Here is an 18,385-nt window from a genome sequence, read left to right on the forward strand (position 1 = left end):
TGCTGCGGCCGTGAACGAACTACGTCCCGATATCGTGGCCCATGTCGGTGATATCGCCGATGGCCCCGTGGAGCTGCGACGTGGGCAGGCGGCCCCGCTCGCCACCATGGAGGCCGGGCTCGCCAGGGTCTATGTCACCGGAAATCACGAGTACCTCGGAGAGGCGCAGGGCTGGCTCGACTACATGGATTCGATCGGCTGGAAAACTCTGCACAACGAGCATGTTGTCGTTGAGCGCGGCGGTGACCGCCTCGTACTTGCGGGCGTCGACGACGCTACGGCGGAGTCGGCGGAACTGAGTGGTCACGGCGCGGACTTCGACGATGCCCTGGCAGGAGTCGATCCCGGGCTGCCGGTGCTCATGCTCGCGCATCAACCGAAGCAGGTTTTCGAGTCCGCGGCCGCCGGTGTCGACCTCCAGATCGCCGGCCATACCCACGGTGGGCAGATCTGGCCGTTCAACTACCTGGTCCGCCTCGATCAACCCACCGTTCACGGGTTGAGCCGACACGGTGAGCGGACACAGCTGTACACCAGCCGGGGCTCGGGTTTCTGGGGTCCTCCTTTCCGTATCTTCGCGCCCAGTGAAATCACGGTGATAACGCTTCATTCCGCGTGCACAGCCGGACCGGCATGCGTTTGATGCCGTGGATGAGTGCGCTGTGCCCGTATTCGGGTTCACCGAGTTCGACCGGCGGAACCTTGGTGATCAGCTCCCGGAACAGATGCTTCAATTCCATGCGGGCCAGCCAGGCGCCGAGGCAGTGGTGGGGGCCGCCGCCACCGAATCCGGCGTGGTGGTTCGGGTCGCGGGTGATGTCGAACGCGTGCGGATTGTCGAACGCCGACTCGTCGCGGTTGGCGGAACTGTAGAACATCACGACCTTCTCACCTGCCGCGATAGGGGTTCCGGCGAGCTCGGTGTCGCGGGTCGCCCGGCGGGCGAAGTGCACCACCACGCTGCCCCAGCGGATGAATTCCTCGATGGCGGTGTTCATACGCCCGTCGAGATCCTCGCGCAGCCAGTCCATCTGGGTCGGATGCTCCACGAGCGCTTTGAAGGCATGGGAGGTGGTCTGTTTGGTGGTGTCGTTGCCTGCGGCGGAGATCAGCACCATGAACGCGCCGATATCCTCATCGCTGAGGCGGTGCCCGTCGAATTCGGCGGCGATCATCGCAGTCATGAGGTCGTTGTGCGGTTCCGCACGGCGCTTCCGGGCCAGGTCGGTGCCTGCGGAGTGGAGGATGCCGATCTGCTTGTAGAAGAACTCGGCGCGCTCCTCGAGGCTGGTGTACTCGAGGTCGGTGGTGCCGAACAGGGCTTCGGTGGCGAACGCGACCGCCTCGCGGTCGGCCTCGGGGATGCCGATCATCTGCGAAATCGTTTGCATAGGCAGTTTCCGGGAGACCGCGTCGACGAAATCGAGGGTTTCGCCGGTCCGCAGATCGGCGACGAAATCGTCGACGATCCGGGCGGCATTGTCGCGGACCTGCTCCTCCACCCGCTGGATCTGGCGCGGAGTGAACGCCGAGCTGATCAACTTCCGGTAACGGGTGTGCCGGGGCGCGTCCAGGGCGATGAAGAATTTGGTGCTGTATTCGACATCGGGCGGCATATACCCCAGGGTCGTGCCGTCTTCCGAGGAGAAGATCTCCGGGTCCCGGCTGACCTGCACGACATCCCGGTACCGGGTCACAGCCCAGAAACCGGGATCGGGATCGGCGAAGATCAGGGAATCCGGCGGGGCATGCCAGGTGAGGCTCTCGGCCGCGCGCAACCGGGCGAACGCCGCCTCCCGGCCGTCGAAATCCTTTTCCCAGAACTCGTAACTGGAGATATCGACCTCATGATGGGGCCGCGTGGACGCCGCGCCTGTCAGTGCCATGACCGCCTCCGAACCGAGTGTGCTCTCCCCATGGTGGCACTCCTGCGCGTCGGGGGCACGGAATCGACCTGGACACCGAGCCGGGGCCGGCGGTGCGCGGTCGGGATCGGCGATTTCTGACATTCGAGGCGCCGGTGACGCGCCGACTGTGGTTTCTGCGCGCAGAGCGAAATCCATGTAGCGCAACCGGTTGTTCATAGGGTTGTATCTGTGCTTGACTCGGGTAGCGGACCGATCGCCGGCACACCTGTTCCCCGCCGGTCCGTCTCGGTTCACACACATCGCACATTCGAGGGCAGCGTAGAGATGATCAGGAACTGGAAAGAAACATCAATCGTCGGAACCAACTGTGACCTGCCGGTTCTGGATACCGTCGACGTTCTGGTCGTGGGCGGCGGCGCTGCTGGTGTCGCGGCCGCGACGGTGGCGGGTGAGGCCGGCGCCAGTGTGGTCCTGGTCGAGAAGTACGGATTCTGTGGTGGTGCCGCCGTGGCCGGGATGTCCGGCACCATCTGCGGAATGTACGCGGCGTCGGAGACACCCGGTTCGCCCGTGCAGGTTGTGCAGGGCTTTTCCGAGCGGTTCTCCGTCGAATTGACCGAACGAGGTGGTCTGACAGCGCCGCAGATGTATGGCAAGACCTGGACCGCTGCGCACGATCCGCTGGTCTGGCGCGAGGTTGCGGAATCGATGCTACTCGATGCCGGCGTGCGAATTCTCTTCCATACCACCGTGGTCGGTGTGATCATGGATGGGGCGTCCCACGGCGGGGTGGTGGTGGAGTCGACTGCAGGTCGCTCCTTGATTCGGGCGCGGCGCACGATCGACGCCTCGGGTGATGCGGCGGTCATCGCCCGCGCCGGCCACCGATACACATACGGGGACAGCGGACGTATTCAGAATCCGACGATGTTCTTCCGCGTCGCCGGTGTCGATATCGACCGCTTTCTCGACTTCTACGGTCACGACACGATCTGCCCGCCGGAAGTGTCCGCCGACATCGTCGCCGCGCGAGAAGGGGGGCTCGATCTTCCCCGGCAGAAGATCTGGATCTTCCGGACACCGCGCCGGGGGGAGTTGATGGTCAACGCCACTCGTCTGGTCGGGTTCGACGGCCGCATGCTCAACGTCGTCGACCCGGTTGATTTCACCGAGGCGGAGATCGGAGGACGTCGTCAGGTCCGCAGTTATGCCGAATACCTGAAGCTGCGGATACCCGGATGCGAGAACAGCTACGTCGTCGACACCGGCACGGAGGTCGGGATCCGGCAGACCCGCACGATCGCGGCGGTGGAACGGCTCGCCAATACCGATGTGCTCGAGCATCGTAAGCGCCCCGATGGTATTGCGCGGGTGCCCTGGCCGATCGAACTGCACGACGGTGACGCGCCGAAACTGCACTGGATCCTCGACGACTTCTACGAGGTTCCGTTCGGCGCGCTGATTCCCGAGGTGGGGGACAACATCATCGTTGCCGGCCGCTGTCTGGGTGCCGAGCACGAAGCGCTGGCCTCTGCCCGGGTGACCGCCCAATGCTTCGAGTACGGGCATGCGGCAGGGGTCGCGGTGCAGCAGTCGCTTCAGCGTGATGTGCCCCTCCGGGAGATCCGCGGCGAGGCTGTCCGCGAGCAGATGGCGGCCAACGGCAGTGACCTGTAACGCGCCGGCGCGTGCGCTGCAAAAGGTCTGGGCGGCCTCCACCCGGAGACCGCCCAGACCTTGTTGTGCGTGGCTCAACGGCCGGTGAATCGGGCCGGCCGTTTCTGAACGAATGCGGCGATGCCCTCCCGGCCGTCCTCGGAGGCGAACAGCTCGAAGAGCAGGCCCTGCTCCAAGGCGTAACCGGGTCCGCGGTTTCCGGGGATCGCTGCCGCGGCATAGCCGACGGCCTTTTTGATGGCCGCGATCGCCAACGGGGATCGCCCGGCAATGTCGGTGGCCAGTGTTCGCGCGGTCTCGGTCAGATCGTCGAGAGCGCAAATCTGGGAGACGATGCCGGCCTGAGCGGCCTCGGCAGCGCTGAGGCGGCCCGCGGTCATGATCAGATGACGCGCCCGGTTCGGGCCGATGAACTGGGGGAGGCGCTGGGTCCCACCCCAGCCCGGCAACAGGCCGAGAGAGACTTCCGGCAGGCCGAAGGATGCCGATTCGGCTGCGATCACGATATCGCAGGCGAGGACGATTTCGAATCCGCCGCCGAGCGCCAAACCGTTCACTGCGGCGATCACGGGCTTGTCGAAGGTATCGATCCGGTCGCACAAGTCGTTGCAGGCGTGCGTGAACGCGGCGAACCGAGCGGCATCTGCCTTCTCGTACTGGGCGATATCGGCGCCGGCGGCGAACGCCTTCCCGCTGCCGGTGACCACGACGGCACGTATATCGGGATCCTCGGTGACCGTGTCGAGGGCCTCGTTGAACTGCTGGACCATTGCCGAATTGAGGGCGTTGAACTTCCGCGGCCGGTCCAGGGTGATGGTGGCCATGCCGTCACCGATATCCAGCACGATGAAATTTTCCTCAGTTGTTGTGGACACGAACAACTCCTTCCTGTGCGAGTGCGTCGATCTCGTCGTCGTTGAGCCCGAGTGCGCTCAAAATGGACTCGGTGTGTTCACCCAGAGCGGGCGGCAGGGTGCGGGCGGCCGGTGTCCGGCCGTCGTAACGGATCGGGTGAGCCAGTACCTTGACCGGCCCGCTGCCGGGGTAATCGAATTCGAGAAAGCTGTTGTTGTGCAGCACCTGCGGGTCATTGATGACGGCTTCGTAGTCATTGACGGGGGCGAACCAGACCTTGTGCTCGGTGAAGCGAGCCGCCCACTCCTGGGTTGTCCGCTCGGCGAGGTGCCGAGAGATCCGTTCGTTGATCTCCTCGCGGCGGTTGTACTCGTCGTCCGCGGCGATCGTGGTGAACCAGTCGTCGCCGAACGCCTCGGCCAGGATCGACGGGGCGGTGATCGACACGGTGATGTGCCCGTCCGCGGTGCGGTAGATCCCGTAGGGCGCCTTGTAGTAGCGCGACCCGATACCGGTCGGACTCGGCTCACCGCGGAAGCCGTTGAGATAATAGGAGAGCGGTTCGATCTGCAGGTCGAGGGCGGCGTTGAGCAGATTGCTCTCGACTCTGCATCCCTTGCCGGTGCGTTCGCGGCCGAGGAGGGCGCCGAGTATGCCGAACGCACCCAGGACTGCACCGTGCTGATCGATGACGGAGGCGCCCACCGCGGTGGGTGACGAGCCGGCGCTGCCGGTCGCGTGTGCGAGCCCGGACAGCGACTGCAACAGCAGATCCTGGCCCGGCCGATCGCGGTACGGACCGGCGGAGCCGTACCCGGACAGCGAGCAGTACACCAGTTGCGGATTGCGGGCCGACAGTTCCTCGTAGCCGAACCCGAGCCGCTCGAGGGCTCCCGGCCGGAAACTCTCGATGAGCACGTCGGCGTCGTCGATCAGCTTCAGCAGAACCTGCTTGGCCTTCTCGGATTTCAAGTCGATCGACAGACTCCGGACGTTCCGGTTGCCGAGCAGGAAGAAGACGCTGGCATCGCCGACATAGGCGTCGGGCCCGGACCAACTGCGCTCGAATGCCCCGGCGGGAGATTCGATCTTGACTACGTCGGCACCGAGGTCCGCGAGCAGCTGCGTGGCCGACGGTCCCTGCAGGAAATGGGTAAAGCTGACAACGCGAATTCCGGACAGCACGGACCCTCCCGAGCACGAGTGTGAATGACCCGCTCGCATCGACCTGTGCGCTGCGAGTTCTGGGTCGGTTGGTAACCCCGACCGTGTCCCGGTGCGAGGCGGTTGATACCTGAGGCAGTTAAGCACGGCAGAATCAGATGCGCAACCGGTTGTTCACTGGACTTCGTGCTCTTTGTACGACGTCGGGTGCGGGGAACTCGGTCGTCGGCCGAGGTGCGGAAAGCCCGCGTGCCACCGGAGGCGATATCGTGGTGTGTGCCCCGGTCCCGGGCTGTCGTGACGGTACCGGCACTTGTCGATATCCTGCTCTTATACTGGATCGTGATGGTGAGTCTCGATAACGTCGCACGCGCCGCCGGCGTGTCGAAATCTGTTGCGTCCAGGGCGCTCAACGGCGACGTCAATGCCCGGATCCGAGAGGAAACGCGCACTCGCATCCTCGAGATCGCCGATCAGCTCGGATATGTCCCGAACCGGCGCGCCATCGCACTGCGCTTCAATCGCTCCGGCGCCATCGCGCTGATCGTCCCGGACCCGAGCAATCATGTCTTCGCCGAGATGCTGGCCGGAATCCAGGAGGTTGCCACCCCGGCGGGGATCGATGTCCTCGTCGGCAATGTCGACCATGCGCCGGAGGGCCGCGATGCCGTACAGCGCCTGCTCAAGCAGGGGCGAGTCGACGGCATTCTGATCCAACGCCGCGAAGACTTCGATGACGACGAGCTTCGTGAAGTTGTTCCCGAGGGCATACCCACTGTTTTTGTCAACTGCCGACTCGACGACCGGATCGGATCGGTTATCCTGCCGGATATCGAAGGTGTCCGTATCGCGACCGAACATCTGATAGACCTCGGTCACCGCGACCTCGGCTTCATCGGCGGGTCCCCCTTGCACGACGCCGCCATCCGTCGCCGAATCGGTTTCGAGGAGACACTGGCGTCACACGGCCTGGTGTCACGGCCGGAATGGGTACAGGAGTTCGGCTGGGAGGCTCCCGATGGGGCGGCCGCGGTCGATGCCATCCTCGGTCGGCCCGATCGTCCGACCGGACTGGTGGTGGCGAGTGTGAACGCTGCCGTGGGGGCGCTCTCTCGGCTACAGCGTGCGCAAGTGAAAGTGCCCGAGGAGATGTCGATCGTCGGGATCCACACCACCTGGGTGTCGGAGACGGTATTCCCGGCCATCACCACCGTGCGGATGCCGTTGTCGAAGATCGGCAGCCGGGCCGCCGAGATGCTTCTCGGGTATCTCGACGGGGGAGCGCTCTCCGATGTCACCATCGACGATCCCGCGCCCGAACTGCTGGTGCGCGGTACCTCGGTTGCTCCGGCGAAGGCGTGACCCGGAACCGGTCGGCCTGATCCTGGACGCGAAACTTTCTGTACTCGGCGCGGAAGCGTCTGCGGGGGCCGGGGTTTGCGCAGTTGTCTTGCCGGGTTCGTCCCGGCGGATTCGATGGTGACTTGTCGCTGCCCGGTGCGGGGCCCCGGTCCGTTCTGAGGTGGCGTAAGCGCCGCTGTGCGCTGTGCGCTTCTACTCCCCATGCCGGCAATCCTCGTGGCGGATGCGGGCGCCTTAGATGAACAACCGGTTGCGCAACGGGCCGGTGGGTGCTTTACTTGCCGCATCCGCCTTGTGACCGAGACCACCGTCAGGCGTCCGATCCCGCTCTTTTCGAAGGAATGCAATGAATCCTCCCGAGCGAACCTCATTGGCTTCGCAGTCGACCGAGGCACCCCAGCCGTCCAGCCGCGGCTTGGGCAAGGTAGTCGCCGCCTCGATGGCCGGAACTGTCGCGGAATGGTACGAGTTTCTGCTGTACTCCGCGGCTTCCGCGCTGGTCTTCGGCACCTTGTTCTTTCCGGAGACCGACAATGCCCTCGATGGTGTACTCAGTGCGCTGCTCATCTACGCGGTCGGATTCTTCGCCCGTCCCGTCGGCGGTGTGGTGTTCGGTCTGTACGGAGACAGATTCGGCCGCAAGAAGCTGCTCCAGGTCAGCCTTCTTCTGGTCGGGGTCTCCACGTTCGGCATGGGCTGCCTCCCCGGATTCGACAGCATCGGCTATTGGGCGCCGGGGCTGCTGGTGATTCTCCGCTTGATTCAGGGATTCGCGGTCGGTGGCGAATGGGGCGGTGCAGTTCTGTTGGTCAGTGAACACAGCTCCGGCCGACGCCGCGGATTCTGGGCGAGCTGGCCACAAGCGGGGCTTCCGCTGGGAAATCTCGTCGCGACGGTGGTTCTGTCCGTGCTTGCCTTCGTCCTGCCGGAATCGGCGTTTCTCGGTTGGGGCTGGCGACTGGCGTTCTGGCTCTCGGCAGTCGTCATCGTCATCGGCTACTACATTCGCACCCAGATCGAGGACGCGCCGATATTCAGGGAGTCGCAGAAGGCCGAAGAACAGCGCACCGAGAATCGGTCCGGTGTGTCGCAGGCGATTCGGCAATATCCGCGGCAGATCGCCATCGCGATGGGGCTACGTGTCGCCGAGAACATCCTGTATCAGATCGTAGTGACCTTCTCGATCACGTACCTGGCCTTCAAGGTGGAAATGGAGATCGAAAATGTCCTGGTGGTCATGTTGATTCCGCATCTTCTGCATTTCCTGATTATTCCGGTGATCGGCGGTCTCACCGATCGAATCGGGCGCAAACCTGTTTACGCGACAGGCGCGCTGCTGATGGTGGTGTGGGCATTCATTTCTTATCCCTTGATGAATACGGGAAGCATCGCGCTCGTGATCGTGGCGCTGACACTCGGACTGGCTGTTCATGCGTTGATCTACGCCCCGCAGGCTGCGATGATGTCCGAGATGTTCCCGACGCGGATCCGGTATTCCGGGGTATCGCTCGGCTATCAGGTGACTTCGATCTTCGCCGGTTCGGTCGCGCCGTTCATCGCGACCTACCTACTGCGGGAATATAATTCGTGGATCCCGATTGCGATCTACCTGGCAATCGCGGCGTGTATTTCGATGGTCGCAATTTCGGCCGCGCGCGAGACCCGGGGGATTTCCCTGCACGATATCGACGCGCGGGACCGGGAGCGATTTCCGTTGGGTGTGGACCAGCAGCGCCGATAGACATCCCGTAGCGCGCGAACCGTTCGATTGCAACGAAAGTACCTCGCTTACAGAGGAATTGGCGGAACAGCACACGCACGCAACCTTGCGACAGTGCACTCTCACGACCCTCTCGGGATAGCCCGCGTGGCCATTTCGACTGCAATACAGGAGGTAACCATGCCCATCGACCCACCTGTCTCCACCACGGGTGACGTATTGCCGGACAGCGATCGCGGCCGGCCCGGCCGGCTCAGAAGTCGCTTCGTACCCGGCACAACGCGGTGGGCTGTGCGCCGCGCCCAATGGACCGCGCTCGGGCGGTCGGTCGAGGATCAGGGAAGACCGCAGATCGCTATCGTCAATACTTCCTCACAGCTTTCTGTCTGTTTCGCCCACCTCGACGATATCGTCGAGGTGGTAGCCGAGGCGATCTGGGAGGCCGGTGGCCTGCCGCTCGAGATACGAACCGTCGCACCGAGCGATTTCGTCACCAGCGCCGGACGAAAAGCGCGATACCTCCTTCCCACCCGCGATCTCATCGTCAACGATGTGGAAGCGGCGGTGGAAGGGGCCGTCCTCGACGGAATGGTCTGCCTATCGTCTTGCGACAAGACGGCGCCCGCTCATCTCATGGCTTCGGCACGACTGGATATTCCCTCTATTCTGGTCATCGGCGGGTATCAACAAGGCGGCACTTACGCAGGCTGCTCGGTGGATATCGATACCGTCTACGAATCTGTCGGGGCCGTCCAGTCCGGTGAGATGACCGTCGAACAGCTCGGGGACCTGGCCGATGCTGCGATTCGAGGGCCGGGTGTCTGTGCCGGTCTGGCCACCGCGAACACCATGCATGTCCTATCCGAGGCCCTCGGAATGACGATGCCCGGGTCGGCGCCCATTCGAGCGAACTCCGATCGGATGCGCGAACGCGCTGCTGCTGCCGGCACTCGGATCGTCGAAATGGTCGCCGAAGGACTCACCGCACGAAAAGTGCTGACCGAAGCCGCGATCGAGAATGCCGTCGAGGTAGCTCTGGCTCTGGGAGGGTCGGTCAACTGTATTCGTCATCTCGCGGCGATTGCCAATGAAGCCGACCTCGATATGGATGTTGTCGCCACATTCGAGGAGCGTGCACGATCCGGCGTCCAGCTCGCGGCAATACGGCCGAACGGTACCGACCAGGTGTGGGATCTCGAGCGGGTAGGGGGCACTCGAGCCGCAATGAAAGCCCTGCTTCCACGCCTGAACGGCACAGCGTTGACAGTGACCGGCGACACCGTGACGGAGCGGGCCGAGACAGCACCGCGACCGGACGGCGCAGTGTTGCACGAACTCTCCGATCCCGTTCGCAACGAGAGCGGGTTGCTGATCCTTCGTGGTTCGCTTGCTCCTGACGGGTGCATCGTCAAAGTCGCGGGCGTCGGTAACGCACGCCGCCAGTTCTCGGGCCCGGCAAAGGTATTTCTGGGCGAAGACCAGGCGATCACGGCTCTCGGTGACCGGGGAATCGTGCCGGGTGACGTCATCGTCCTTCGCGGTATGGGGCCACGAGGTGGCCCGGGCACGGTATTCGCGGCCGGCTTCGTGGCGGCTCTCAACGGCGCGGGGCTTGGCGGTCAGGTCGCAGTGGTGACAGACGGCGAACTGTCAGGGCTCAATCACGGACTGGTCGTCGGCCAGGTCATGCCCGAAGCCGCGGACGGGGGGCCACTCGCCGGCGTGGAGCCCGGTGACATTATTTCCATCGATCTCGACAAACGCACGCTCGATACGGACCCGGTCCGCCCGGGAGCGCCCGTTCATTCCGGCACCCCGGGCCGCGAGCGCGGGTGGCTCGGCCAGTATGCCCAGCTGGTGGGTCCCATACAGCAGGGTGCGGTCCTCAGACGTCCGGTTTCGCAGTAGGCGTCGAGAAAGGAATCGAGACGTTGTCGACTACCTCAACTCAACCGCGGAAAGCCGCCATCGCCGCCCTCGTCGGAACGGTGCTCGAATGGTACGACTTCATCGTGTACGGCACTGCCGCCGCGGTAGTTCTCAACACACTGTTCTTTCCGTCCGAGAATCCGCTGGCCGGGACCCTGGCCGCCTTCGCCACCTACGCTGTCGGGTTCCTGGCCCGGCCCATCGGAGGGTTGATCCTCGGTCGGTTGGGTGACCGCGTCGGTCGCAAGAGGATCTTGGTTTCGACCCTACTGCTCATGGGCGGTGCGACGACGGCGATCGGCCTACTGCCGACGTATGCGACGATCGGTATCGCCGCGCCCATCCTGCTCATTGTCCTGCGCCTGATCCAAGGATTCGGAGCGGGCGGTGAGTACGCCGGCGCAGTGGTGCTGTCGGTCGAGCATTCGGCAGCCGGCAAGCGCGGTCTCGCGGGGGCATGGGCGCCACTCGGCTTCTCGATCGCCACCCTGCTTGCGAACGCCGTCTTCTACCTCTTCCTGCTCATGCCCGAGGAACAGTTCGAATCGTGGGGGTGGCGGATTCCGTTCCTTCTCGGTTCGGTGTGCGTTGTCGTCGGCTACCTCATCCGGCGCCGAGTAGAAGAGCCGCCCGCCTTCGAGAAGATGCAAGCACACCGCACCGCGCCACCGAAGCTGTCGCTGTTCGCGGCCTTCACCCAGCATCCGCGCAGCTTCCTCATCGTTGTGGGTACGCGGATGGGAGAGAACGGCTTCGCCTACCTTCTCCCCGTCTTCGGTGTCGCCTACGTATCCACGACCCTCGGGTTGGGCAACTCGGTGGCGTTGTGGGCAGTGATGATCGCCTCGGCTATTCAGCTGGTCACTGTGCCGTTCTATGGTGCGCTGTCCGACCGAGTCGGCCGGAAACCCGTCTACATCGCCGGAGCGGTCGGGTCCGGTCTGTGGCTCGCACCCTTCTTCATACTGACCGGGACAGGTTCGACAGGCGCGGTGATCCTGGCCTTCGCCATCGGTTTGGGATTCGCATACCCCGCCATGCTTGCCCCCCAAGCCGCCTGGTACGCCGAACTGTTCGATACAGAGTTCCGGTTGTCCGGCTTCGCGTTCTCGCGGGAAGTCGGCTCCGTTCTGGCCGGCGGATTGGCTCCGTTCATTGCTACCGCCCTGTTCGCATGGACCGGGTCGTGGTGGCCGATCGTCGGATACATGGCAGTGCTGGCGGTGATCGCACTGTTGGCGCTGTGGATGGGGCCGGAGACGTTGCACCGCGATCTGGACACGGCCGATGTCGAGCCGATAACCGATGTCGAGCCGATGGACGAGGCCCGGACGGTGCGCTGATCGGCCTCACTACCGTTGCCGCGGCCGGCTTTCCACCGGGCTGCCGGGCCACGGCTACCGAGGCCGGCGCTGTCGGTGAACTCGCCGCCACACCCGGCCGGGCGCAGGTCCGCGTGCCCGGCTCGGGTGCCGGTGGGCGTCTGATCGGTCCACTGATTGCCACCCTTCCTTAACTTAGTTAAGGTGGTGGCCTGGGGTGGGGAACCACCCGGGATCGAATCGTGGCGGCAGCGCTGAAACTGCCATCCGTAAAGGAGCTTTCGTGGACACCGCGCCGGACACCCACCTTCCACCGGGCACGACACGACACAGACGGTGGAACAAGCGCCTCGCCGCACAACTCGCCGCACTCCTCATCGGGAATCTGATGGCGGATACCGTGCTCGTGGCGCCGCTGCTCTTCCTCCCGCAGATACTCGAGCACTTCCAGACCGATCAGGCGGCCTGGATCAGCTCGAGCGCGGTGCTCGCCGGTGCGTTATGGGGCCCGCTGCTGGGCCGGAGCGCCGATCTGCGCGGCAAACGCCGGATGCTCGTCATGACGCTGCTCATCGGCTGCGCCGGCTCCGTCCTCTGCGTGATGGCTCCCAACCTGCTGGTATTCACCCTCGGACGCCTGGCCCAAGGCGCCGTCATCGCGTCGGTCTTCCTGTCTGCCACGATCGTCCGCGAACTCTGCGAACCACGGATCGCGATGCCCGCGGTCGGGATCGTTACCACCGGCACCGCAGTGCTCAACTTCGGCGCCGCCTTCGTGTACGAGAATTTGGTCGCCGAGCTAGGCTTCCGCGTCGTCTTCGTGACGGCAGCCGCACTCGGCGGCGCCGCCGCCGTCGCCGTCCGCGCCGTCATCCCCGAATCCACGACCAGGACGCCCGGCCGGCTCGACGTCGGCGGGGCCCTCCTGCTGGGCGCCGGCCTGGTCGCGGTGCTCGGCTATATCAGTCTGGGGCCGGAGATCGGCTGGTTCGGCGTGACCCCGTTCGCCCTCCTCGGCGCCGGTCTGGCCGCACTGGCGTACTGGGTACGGCACTCCCGGCGGACGGCCGATCCCGTGATCGATATCAGCAACCTCGGGCGGCCCCTCCTGTTCACGCTGCTCGTCATCGTGCTCGCTACGGGAGCGACGCAGAGCATGGACCAGCTCCTCGGCCTGATCGCCCAGGTCTCGCACGAGCAGCAGCTCGGCTACGGGCTCGATGCCCAGGGCATGCTGGGGCTGCTGTTCGGGGTTCCCGCCGTCGGGGTTGTCGTCGGTGGAGTGCTCTCGGGCTGGCTCGCGACCCGGATCGGACCGGCGGCGACGCTGGCCGTCGCGACGACAGTCGGTGCTACCGGCGCCGCCGGGATGTTCACCGGGGCGTCCTGGCTGCCCGCAGCGATCGCCTGCTCCTTTCTGCTGCAGTGCACGATGGGTGCGCTCCTGACCACCGGCTTCAACCTGGCGGGGACGCTCGTGCCGGCCGATCGCCAGGCCGCGGTCTCGAGCATGGTCTCGGTTGTGGGCGCGTTCGGCTCGGTGGTCATGACGTTTGTGGGTGCCGCCGTGCTCTCGTCCACCCGGACGATCGTCGACGGGGTGGCGGTGAACTCCGCGACGGGCGTGTACAGCTACATCGCGCTCGCGACCGCCACGCTGGCCACCGCCACCGTGCTCGCCGTCGGCCTGACCCGCCGACGATCGTCCCGGGACACTGCCCCCGATGGCCGTCCGTGCTCATGAGCGCTCGGTGAACTGCTGTGTGCCGACCATGGTGAGCAGGTCCAGCTTGTCCGCGGAGTCGGTGCCGGGGGCCTGGGTGAACCAGAGCAGCCGTTGCCGGCCGTCTTCGCTGAACAGATTGAGGCAGTTGACTTCGATCAGGCCGAGAGCCGGGTGGTTGATACGTTTGCGGTCGTTTCGCCGGAATGCCACCTCGTGAGCCGTCCATTTCGCCGCGAACTCGGGGGCGCAACTCAGCAACTCGGAGATGAGCGAAGCCGCTTCGGAATCCGCCGCGGAGCGACGGCCGGCGGCGGCCCGCAGATCGGCGACGAACGCCCGGGACTGGGTCTCGTGGTCACTCTCGGGGTAGAGCCGCCGGGCTCCGGGATCGGTGAACCATCGGTAGACAAAGCTCGCCGCCCTGCCGTGCCAGCCGGACTGATCGCCGAGCAGCGCGACGGCCGCCGCATTCTGTACCAGCGTGACGTGCAGATCGGTGATCACCTGGGCAGGCGTCGCGACCAGCCGGGTGAGCAGGTCGACCATTCCGGGGTAAACCTGCGAACTCGCGGTTCCGTCGCGCGGCACCGGACGATCGGCGAGGTGGTAGATGTGGGCACGTTCGTCGGCGGTCAGCCGCAAGGCGCGTGCCAGGGCCGCCAGCATCTGTTCCGACGGTTGCGACCCGGCCCCGCGCTCGAGCTCGTTGTAGTAGTCCACCGAAGCTCCGGCGAGTTGGGCCACCTCGTCGCGACGGAGTCCGCGCACGCGCCGTCGCGGCCCGGGCACGAATCCGGCCTCCTCGGGCCGGATGCGCTCGCGCCGGGACCGCAGGAAAGCACCCAGCTCGGCATACTTCGCGACGCTCATGACATCCAGTCTGCGGCACGTCGGGCCGGCGACACAGGGGATGACGTCCCCTCGTACCCGCCGCCCGCGCCGTCGATAGTGAAGAAACATGACATCCACCGACACCGCATCAGGAAAGACCGGGCGGGTTGCCGTCGTCACCGGAGGGTCCCGTGGCATCGGGCGGGCGATCTCGCTCGAGCTGGCGGCCCGCGGCAGCACCGTTGTCGTCAACTACACCGGCAACGCCGCCGCTGCTGAGGAAGCCGTAGCCGCCATCTCCGCGGCGGGTGGCACCGCGATTGCGGCCCAGGCCGACGTCGCCGACGAAGGCGCTGTCTCCGCACTGTTCGACCGCGCCGAGGCCGAGTTCGGAGGCGTCGACGTCGTCGTCAATTCCGCGGGCCGCCTCGCCCTGTCCACCATCGCCGATCTCGATCTGCATGTTCTCGACGAGATTCACCGCGTCAACATCCGCGGCACCTTCGTTGTGGCCCAGCAGGCTGCGCGGCGGCTGCGCGACGGCGGCTCGTTCGTGAGCTTCTCGACATCCGTGGTCGGCGCCCAATTCCCCACCTACGGTGCCTATGCCGCCAGCAAAGGCGCCGTAGAAGCGGTCACCCTGATCCTGGCCAGGGAACTGCGTGGCCGCAATATCACCGTCAATACCGTGGCTCCCGGCCCGACCGCGACCGCGATGTTCCTCGACGGGAAGACCGAGGAACAGATCACCACGCTGGCCGAGAATCCGCCGCTCGAACGCCTGGGCACACCGGAGGACATCGCCCGCGTGGTCGCCTTCCTCACCGGTTCCGAGGGGCACTGGATCAACGGCCAGATCCTGCGCGCCAACGGCGGCATGATCTGACGCCGAGACCGCCGAAATCATCGAATATCACACCATATAAGGAGATCACCATGCCGTTCGCCAACTTCAAAGTCCCCGCTGGAACCATCGACGACGAGGACAAGCGGAAGATCGTGGAACGCACCACCGAGCTGTATGTCGAGATCTACGGCGAACGTGCTCGCGCGACCACCGTCGTCCTCGTCGACGAGGTCGTCGACGGCGGCTGGGGAGTCGGCGGCAATGTGCTGACTGCCGAAATGCTCAACAACAAATCCTGATTCACCAGGATCCCGCGCGGTCCGGGGAATTCCGCTGTGCCGAACACTCCGGACGCGGTGGAGTTCCACGGTCTTCGCTGCAATCGAATTCCTGCACGCTGGGCGTCCGCCGGGGCAGGCAGTGCAGGCCGGAGGCGCCGCTTCTCACCCCGCTGCGGGGTTCCGGTGGGGTGGCGATGAACGGCTGGGCCGAGCCCGCGCCGTCCTGGTGGCTCAATCTTCAGGCAGATCCGTCGGCCGAGGCCGATACCGTCGACGGTGTGGTCCGGGTCCGCTGCCGGGAAGCCACCGGCGCCGAACGCGATCGCCTGTGGGCGGAGTTCCCGCGCTACAACGGCTGGGGTGGAGCGGATTTCGAACGACACGCCGCATTGCGTCCCCACGGCACCCCGGTGGTCGTGCTCGAGCGTGTGTAGATCCGGCGCCGGTGGCCGATCCTGCGGTCCCGACTGTCCGATGCGGGTGGCTCGGTCCGGGGGTCCTGCTCGCCGTCGGCGACGGTCATCTCCCGGGCGATCTGGGCCAGAGAACAGCCCGCAAGTGCAAGAGCGGTCCCGCCATCTAGGGGGTCGGGGAACGCCGGCGCCAGGGTCTCGATCACCCGCTGCGGCAGTAGCGCTCGATCTGCACTGCCGGCGCGGCATCGAGATCGACCACGGCCGCCTTCATTCTCCTCCGCCTCCGCCGCCGCCACCCCCGCCGTCACCTCCGTCGCCGCCGCCACTCCCGCCGCCGTCACCTCCACCGGCCGAACCACCGTCAGAGCTGCCGTCGGATCCGCCGTCCCCCCAGCCGCCGTCGGATCCCTCCCCGCCTCCGGCGTCGTCGGCCCAGACCAGGGCGATCCCGCCGCCCGTTGCGAGCGAGACCGCGCCCGCGACGCGGGGGCGGAAGGCCTGCGGCCCGGACGGGTCGGGAACGAGCACGAACTGCGGCACGATGCGACCCATGAGCCAGCACTGGTTGTTCGCCCGGTCGACCACGATGACCGCGCTGGACCGCGAGCTGCGGTCCAGGAGATACCCGTCCAGGCGGGCGGAGATGAGGGCCGGTACCGTGGCGCGGTCGCCGAGGAGGACGACACGGGTCTCACCGGCGAGTGCGGCGGCCAGAGCACTGTCGGGGGCGAGCTGCTCGAGCACACCGAACACCGCGACCCGCCGCGGGTTCCCGGCGACGCGCGAAGCCATCCGACTCCCATCCGGCCGGACGAAAACCAGGTCGGGTGCGGCATCCGGATCGAAGCGGCGCAGCGCGTTCCCCCGGCGCACCCGCCGGACGATCCGCGGCGTCGCCACGACCAGGGCCACCGCTGGGACCACCGCCAGGAACGCGGACATCAACAGCCAGATCATGACACCGCCCAGCACACCCATCCACTGCTTGCCGTCGGGTGTCGTCCTACTGACCTCCGCGATCCATTCCAGTGGGCTCAAAACCCCCCAGCCGAGGTCGTTGATCAGGATCCTCGTGAACGTCAGCAGCCAGATCACGGCCGCGACGCTCAACAGCAAGGGCACCAGCACGCCGAGCAGGCTCGAGCGAGCTGCCCGCGCGAGCAGTGATCGATCCATCGGGACCTCCTTGCCCTGAAGGAAAACAACACCGCCGGCCGGTGTCAACGGAGTGGAACCGGCCAGGCCCCCGCATGTTCGTGTGACCGGCCGATGTTGTCGGGGGCGGCACCGGTATCCGCTTTTGTTTCCGGGCACGGGAGCGGACATCGCGGGTCACGGTCGGCCGACGACGGCGGGTGCTCATCCGATCCCAATCGGCAGGGTTGACCACTCGGACTTTTCCGGCGTACGGTGACTGCACTCACAGATTGAAACGTTTCAACGACGAGGCGGAACCCGGATGCCCGATACCACCGAACGAGTCTGTTTCCTGCTGGCCCTGCGCCCGGAACGCGTCGAGGACTACCTCGCCGCGCATGCCACGGTATGGCCGGATATGCTCGCGGCCCTGCGTACGGCAGGCTGGACCAACTACTCGCTGTTCCTCCGCCCGGAAGATCGTCATGCCCCGTGGATGGCCGGACTACGACGATGACGACGTTGTCTGCGTCGCCTACCGTCAGCCGTTCACCAAGACGGCACGATCGATGCGGACGATCAAGGTTGGCCGTGACTGCATGGCAATGCTGCGTCGGCGACAGATAGCAGCGTCCCCCGGTCACCGACTGGTGATCCCAAGCCGGACCGGCCAAGTGGTGCGTTCGGAACAGATGTCCAAGACCTGGGCGGCGATTGTCAAAGGGCAGGACCTCGAGTGGTCGACGGTTAAGACACTCCGCTCCACTCGCGCGACGCGCGTGGCCGAAAAGTACGGACTTCCGGCTGCCCGGCTGATCCTGGGGCACGAGGTGGATTCGGCCGTGACCGCGAGACACTACGTCCCCGAGGCTCGCCACGTTGTTGATCTCGCCGATGCCCGGTGATGCGGATGTTTTGGTGCTACGGTTTGAAAACGGCCACAAAACGGTCACTGGAGATTCTGGACGCTGCTAATCCGCAGGTCAGGCGAGGAAACAGAGTCGGGATGTTACACCGAGCCGATCCTGCACCGCCGCCGCCGCGAGGCCAAGGCGCTGGCGGCGAAGAACGGGTCGTAGCCACCCGTATTTCGTCGCACGCCGCCCTCGACCGCGCTCGGTCGAGGGCGGCGGGGGGGTTAACCTTTTAGCGGCGGCAAAAACCCCCCCAGGCCCCGGGAGGGGGGGAGGGCCCCGCGGGAGGACCCGCGGATTTATGGGCCCCCCCCGCGGGGGCGGGGCGGGGCCCCC

The 18,385-nt window shown here is 65.7% G+C and carries 16 protein-coding genes and 1 pseudogene; 12 read left to right on the forward strand and 5 right to left on the reverse strand.

What is annotated here, in order from left to right; genetic code table 11:
• Window positions 1–643 (forward strand): metallophosphoesterase (locus QH195_RS21905; RefSeq protein ID WP_280436804.1); only part of this gene is annotated, 643 nt, incomplete at its 5' end.
• On the opposite strand, the gene QH195_RS21910 is transcribed toward QH195_RS21905, so the two are convergent.
• Entirely contained in the window at window positions 591–1,886 is a 1,296-nt protein-coding gene (locus QH195_RS21910) for a cytochrome P450 (protein ID WP_280436805.1), read from the reverse strand. The two genes, QH195_RS21905 and QH195_RS21910, sit on opposite strands and share 53 nt — an antisense overlap.
• Window positions 1,887–2,192: 306 nt before the next feature.
• Here QH195_RS21910 and QH195_RS21915 point away from each other — a divergent pair, with 306 nt between their 5' ends.
• Window positions 2,193–3,545, forward strand: coding sequence for an FAD-dependent oxidoreductase (locus QH195_RS21915; protein ID WP_280436806.1), 1,353 nt, complete (start codon window positions 2,193–2,195; stop codon window positions 3,543–3,545).
• Between the two features lie 74 nt (window positions 3,546–3,619).
• Here QH195_RS21915 and QH195_RS21920 read toward each other — a convergent pair whose 3' ends face one another.
• Both QH195_RS21920 and QH195_RS21925 read right to left on the reverse strand, forming a co-directional pair.
• Window positions 3,620–4,420 carry an enoyl-CoA hydratase/isomerase family protein gene (locus tag QH195_RS21920; RefSeq protein WP_280436807.1) on the reverse strand — a complete coding sequence of 267 codons (801 nt, stop codon included), beginning with the start codon at window positions 4,418–4,420 and terminating at the stop codon, window positions 3,620–3,622.
• Complete coding sequence (locus QH195_RS21925; RefSeq protein WP_280436808.1) at window positions 4,404–5,585, reverse strand: CaiB/BaiF CoA transferase family protein; 1,182 nt, start codon at window positions 5,583–5,585, stop codon at window positions 4,404–4,406. The genes QH195_RS21920 and QH195_RS21925 overlap by 17 nt, the downstream gene beginning before the upstream one ends.
• A 276-nt stretch (window positions 5,586–5,861) precedes the next feature.
• Here QH195_RS21925 and QH195_RS21930 point away from each other — a divergent pair, with 276 nt between their 5' ends.
• From QH195_RS21930 to QH195_RS21950, 5 genes are all read left to right on the forward strand, one after another.
• Entirely contained in the window at window positions 5,862–6,926 is a 1,065-nt protein-coding gene (locus QH195_RS21930; protein ID WP_280436809.1) for a LacI family DNA-binding transcriptional regulator, read from the forward strand.
• A 346-nt stretch (window positions 6,927–7,272) separates the two neighbouring features.
• Entirely contained in the window at window positions 7,273–8,667 is a 1,395-nt protein-coding gene (locus QH195_RS21935) for an MFS transporter (protein ID WP_432278385.1), read from the forward strand.
• A gap of 159 nt (window positions 8,668–8,826) precedes the next feature.
• Window positions 8,827–10,554: a dihydroxy-acid dehydratase gene (locus QH195_RS21940; RefSeq protein WP_280436810.1), complete on the forward strand. Its 1,728-nt coding sequence runs from the start codon at window positions 8,827–8,829 to the stop codon at window positions 10,552–10,554.
• Window positions 10,555–10,577: 23 nt separating this feature from the next.
• Window positions 10,578–11,918 carry an MFS transporter gene (locus QH195_RS21945; protein WP_280436811.1) on the forward strand — a complete coding sequence of 447 codons (1,341 nt, stop codon included), beginning with the start codon at window positions 10,578–10,580 and terminating at the stop codon, window positions 11,916–11,918.
• A 262-nt stretch (window positions 11,919–12,180) separates the two neighbouring features.
• Window positions 12,181–13,641 carry an MFS transporter gene (locus QH195_RS21950; RefSeq protein ID WP_280436812.1) on the forward strand — a complete coding sequence of 487 codons (1,461 nt, stop codon included), beginning with the start codon at window positions 12,181–12,183 and terminating at the stop codon, window positions 13,639–13,641.
• Here QH195_RS21950 and QH195_RS21955 read toward each other — a convergent pair.
• Window positions 13,636–14,493 carry a helix-turn-helix domain-containing protein gene (locus tag QH195_RS21955; protein WP_280436813.1) on the reverse strand — a complete coding sequence of 286 codons (858 nt, stop codon included), beginning with the start codon at window positions 14,491–14,493 and terminating at the stop codon, window positions 13,636–13,638. The genes QH195_RS21950 and QH195_RS21955 overlap by 6 nt on opposite strands.
• Before the next feature lie 88 nt (window positions 14,494–14,581).
• On the opposite strand from QH195_RS21955, the gene QH195_RS21960 reads away from it, so the two are divergent.
• From QH195_RS21960 to QH195_RS21970, 3 genes are all read left to right on the forward strand, one after another.
• Window positions 14,582–15,340, forward strand: coding sequence for an SDR family oxidoreductase (locus tag QH195_RS21960; protein ID WP_280436814.1), 759 nt, complete (start codon window positions 14,582–14,584; stop codon window positions 15,338–15,340).
• A gap of 50 nt (window positions 15,341–15,390) precedes the next feature.
• Window positions 15,391–15,600, forward strand: coding sequence for a tautomerase family protein (locus QH195_RS21965; protein ID WP_280436815.1), 210 nt, complete (start codon window positions 15,391–15,393; stop codon window positions 15,598–15,600).
• A 176-nt stretch (window positions 15,601–15,776) separates the two neighbouring features.
• Window positions 15,777–16,016, forward strand: a complete 240-nt coding sequence (locus QH195_RS21970; protein ID WP_280436816.1) for a nitroreductase/quinone reductase family protein — start codon at window positions 15,777–15,779, stop codon at window positions 16,014–16,016.
• 249 nt (window positions 16,017–16,265) lie between these two features.
• On the opposite strand, the gene QH195_RS21975 is transcribed toward QH195_RS21970, so the two are convergent.
• Entirely contained in the window at window positions 16,266–17,174 is a 909-nt protein-coding gene (locus tag QH195_RS21975; protein WP_280436817.1) for a hypothetical protein, read from the reverse strand.
• Window positions 17,175–17,457: 283 nt separating this feature from the next.
• On the opposite strand from QH195_RS21975, the pseudogene QH195_RS21980 reads away from it, so the two are divergent.
• A pseudogene (locus tag QH195_RS21980) lies at window positions 17,458–17,616 on the forward strand (L-rhamnose mutarotase); the annotation flags it as partial.
• 211 nt (window positions 17,617–17,827) lie between these two features.
• Window positions 17,828–18,040, forward strand: coding sequence for a hypothetical protein (locus tag QH195_RS21985; protein ID WP_280436818.1), 213 nt, complete (start codon window positions 17,828–17,830; stop codon window positions 18,038–18,040).
• Window positions 18,041–18,385 lie beyond the last annotated feature (345 nt).

Source organism: Nocardia carnea, from assembly GCF_029868855.1.
Lineage (GTDB): Bacteria > Actinomycetota > Actinomycetes > Mycobacteriales > Mycobacteriaceae > Nocardia > Nocardia carnea_A.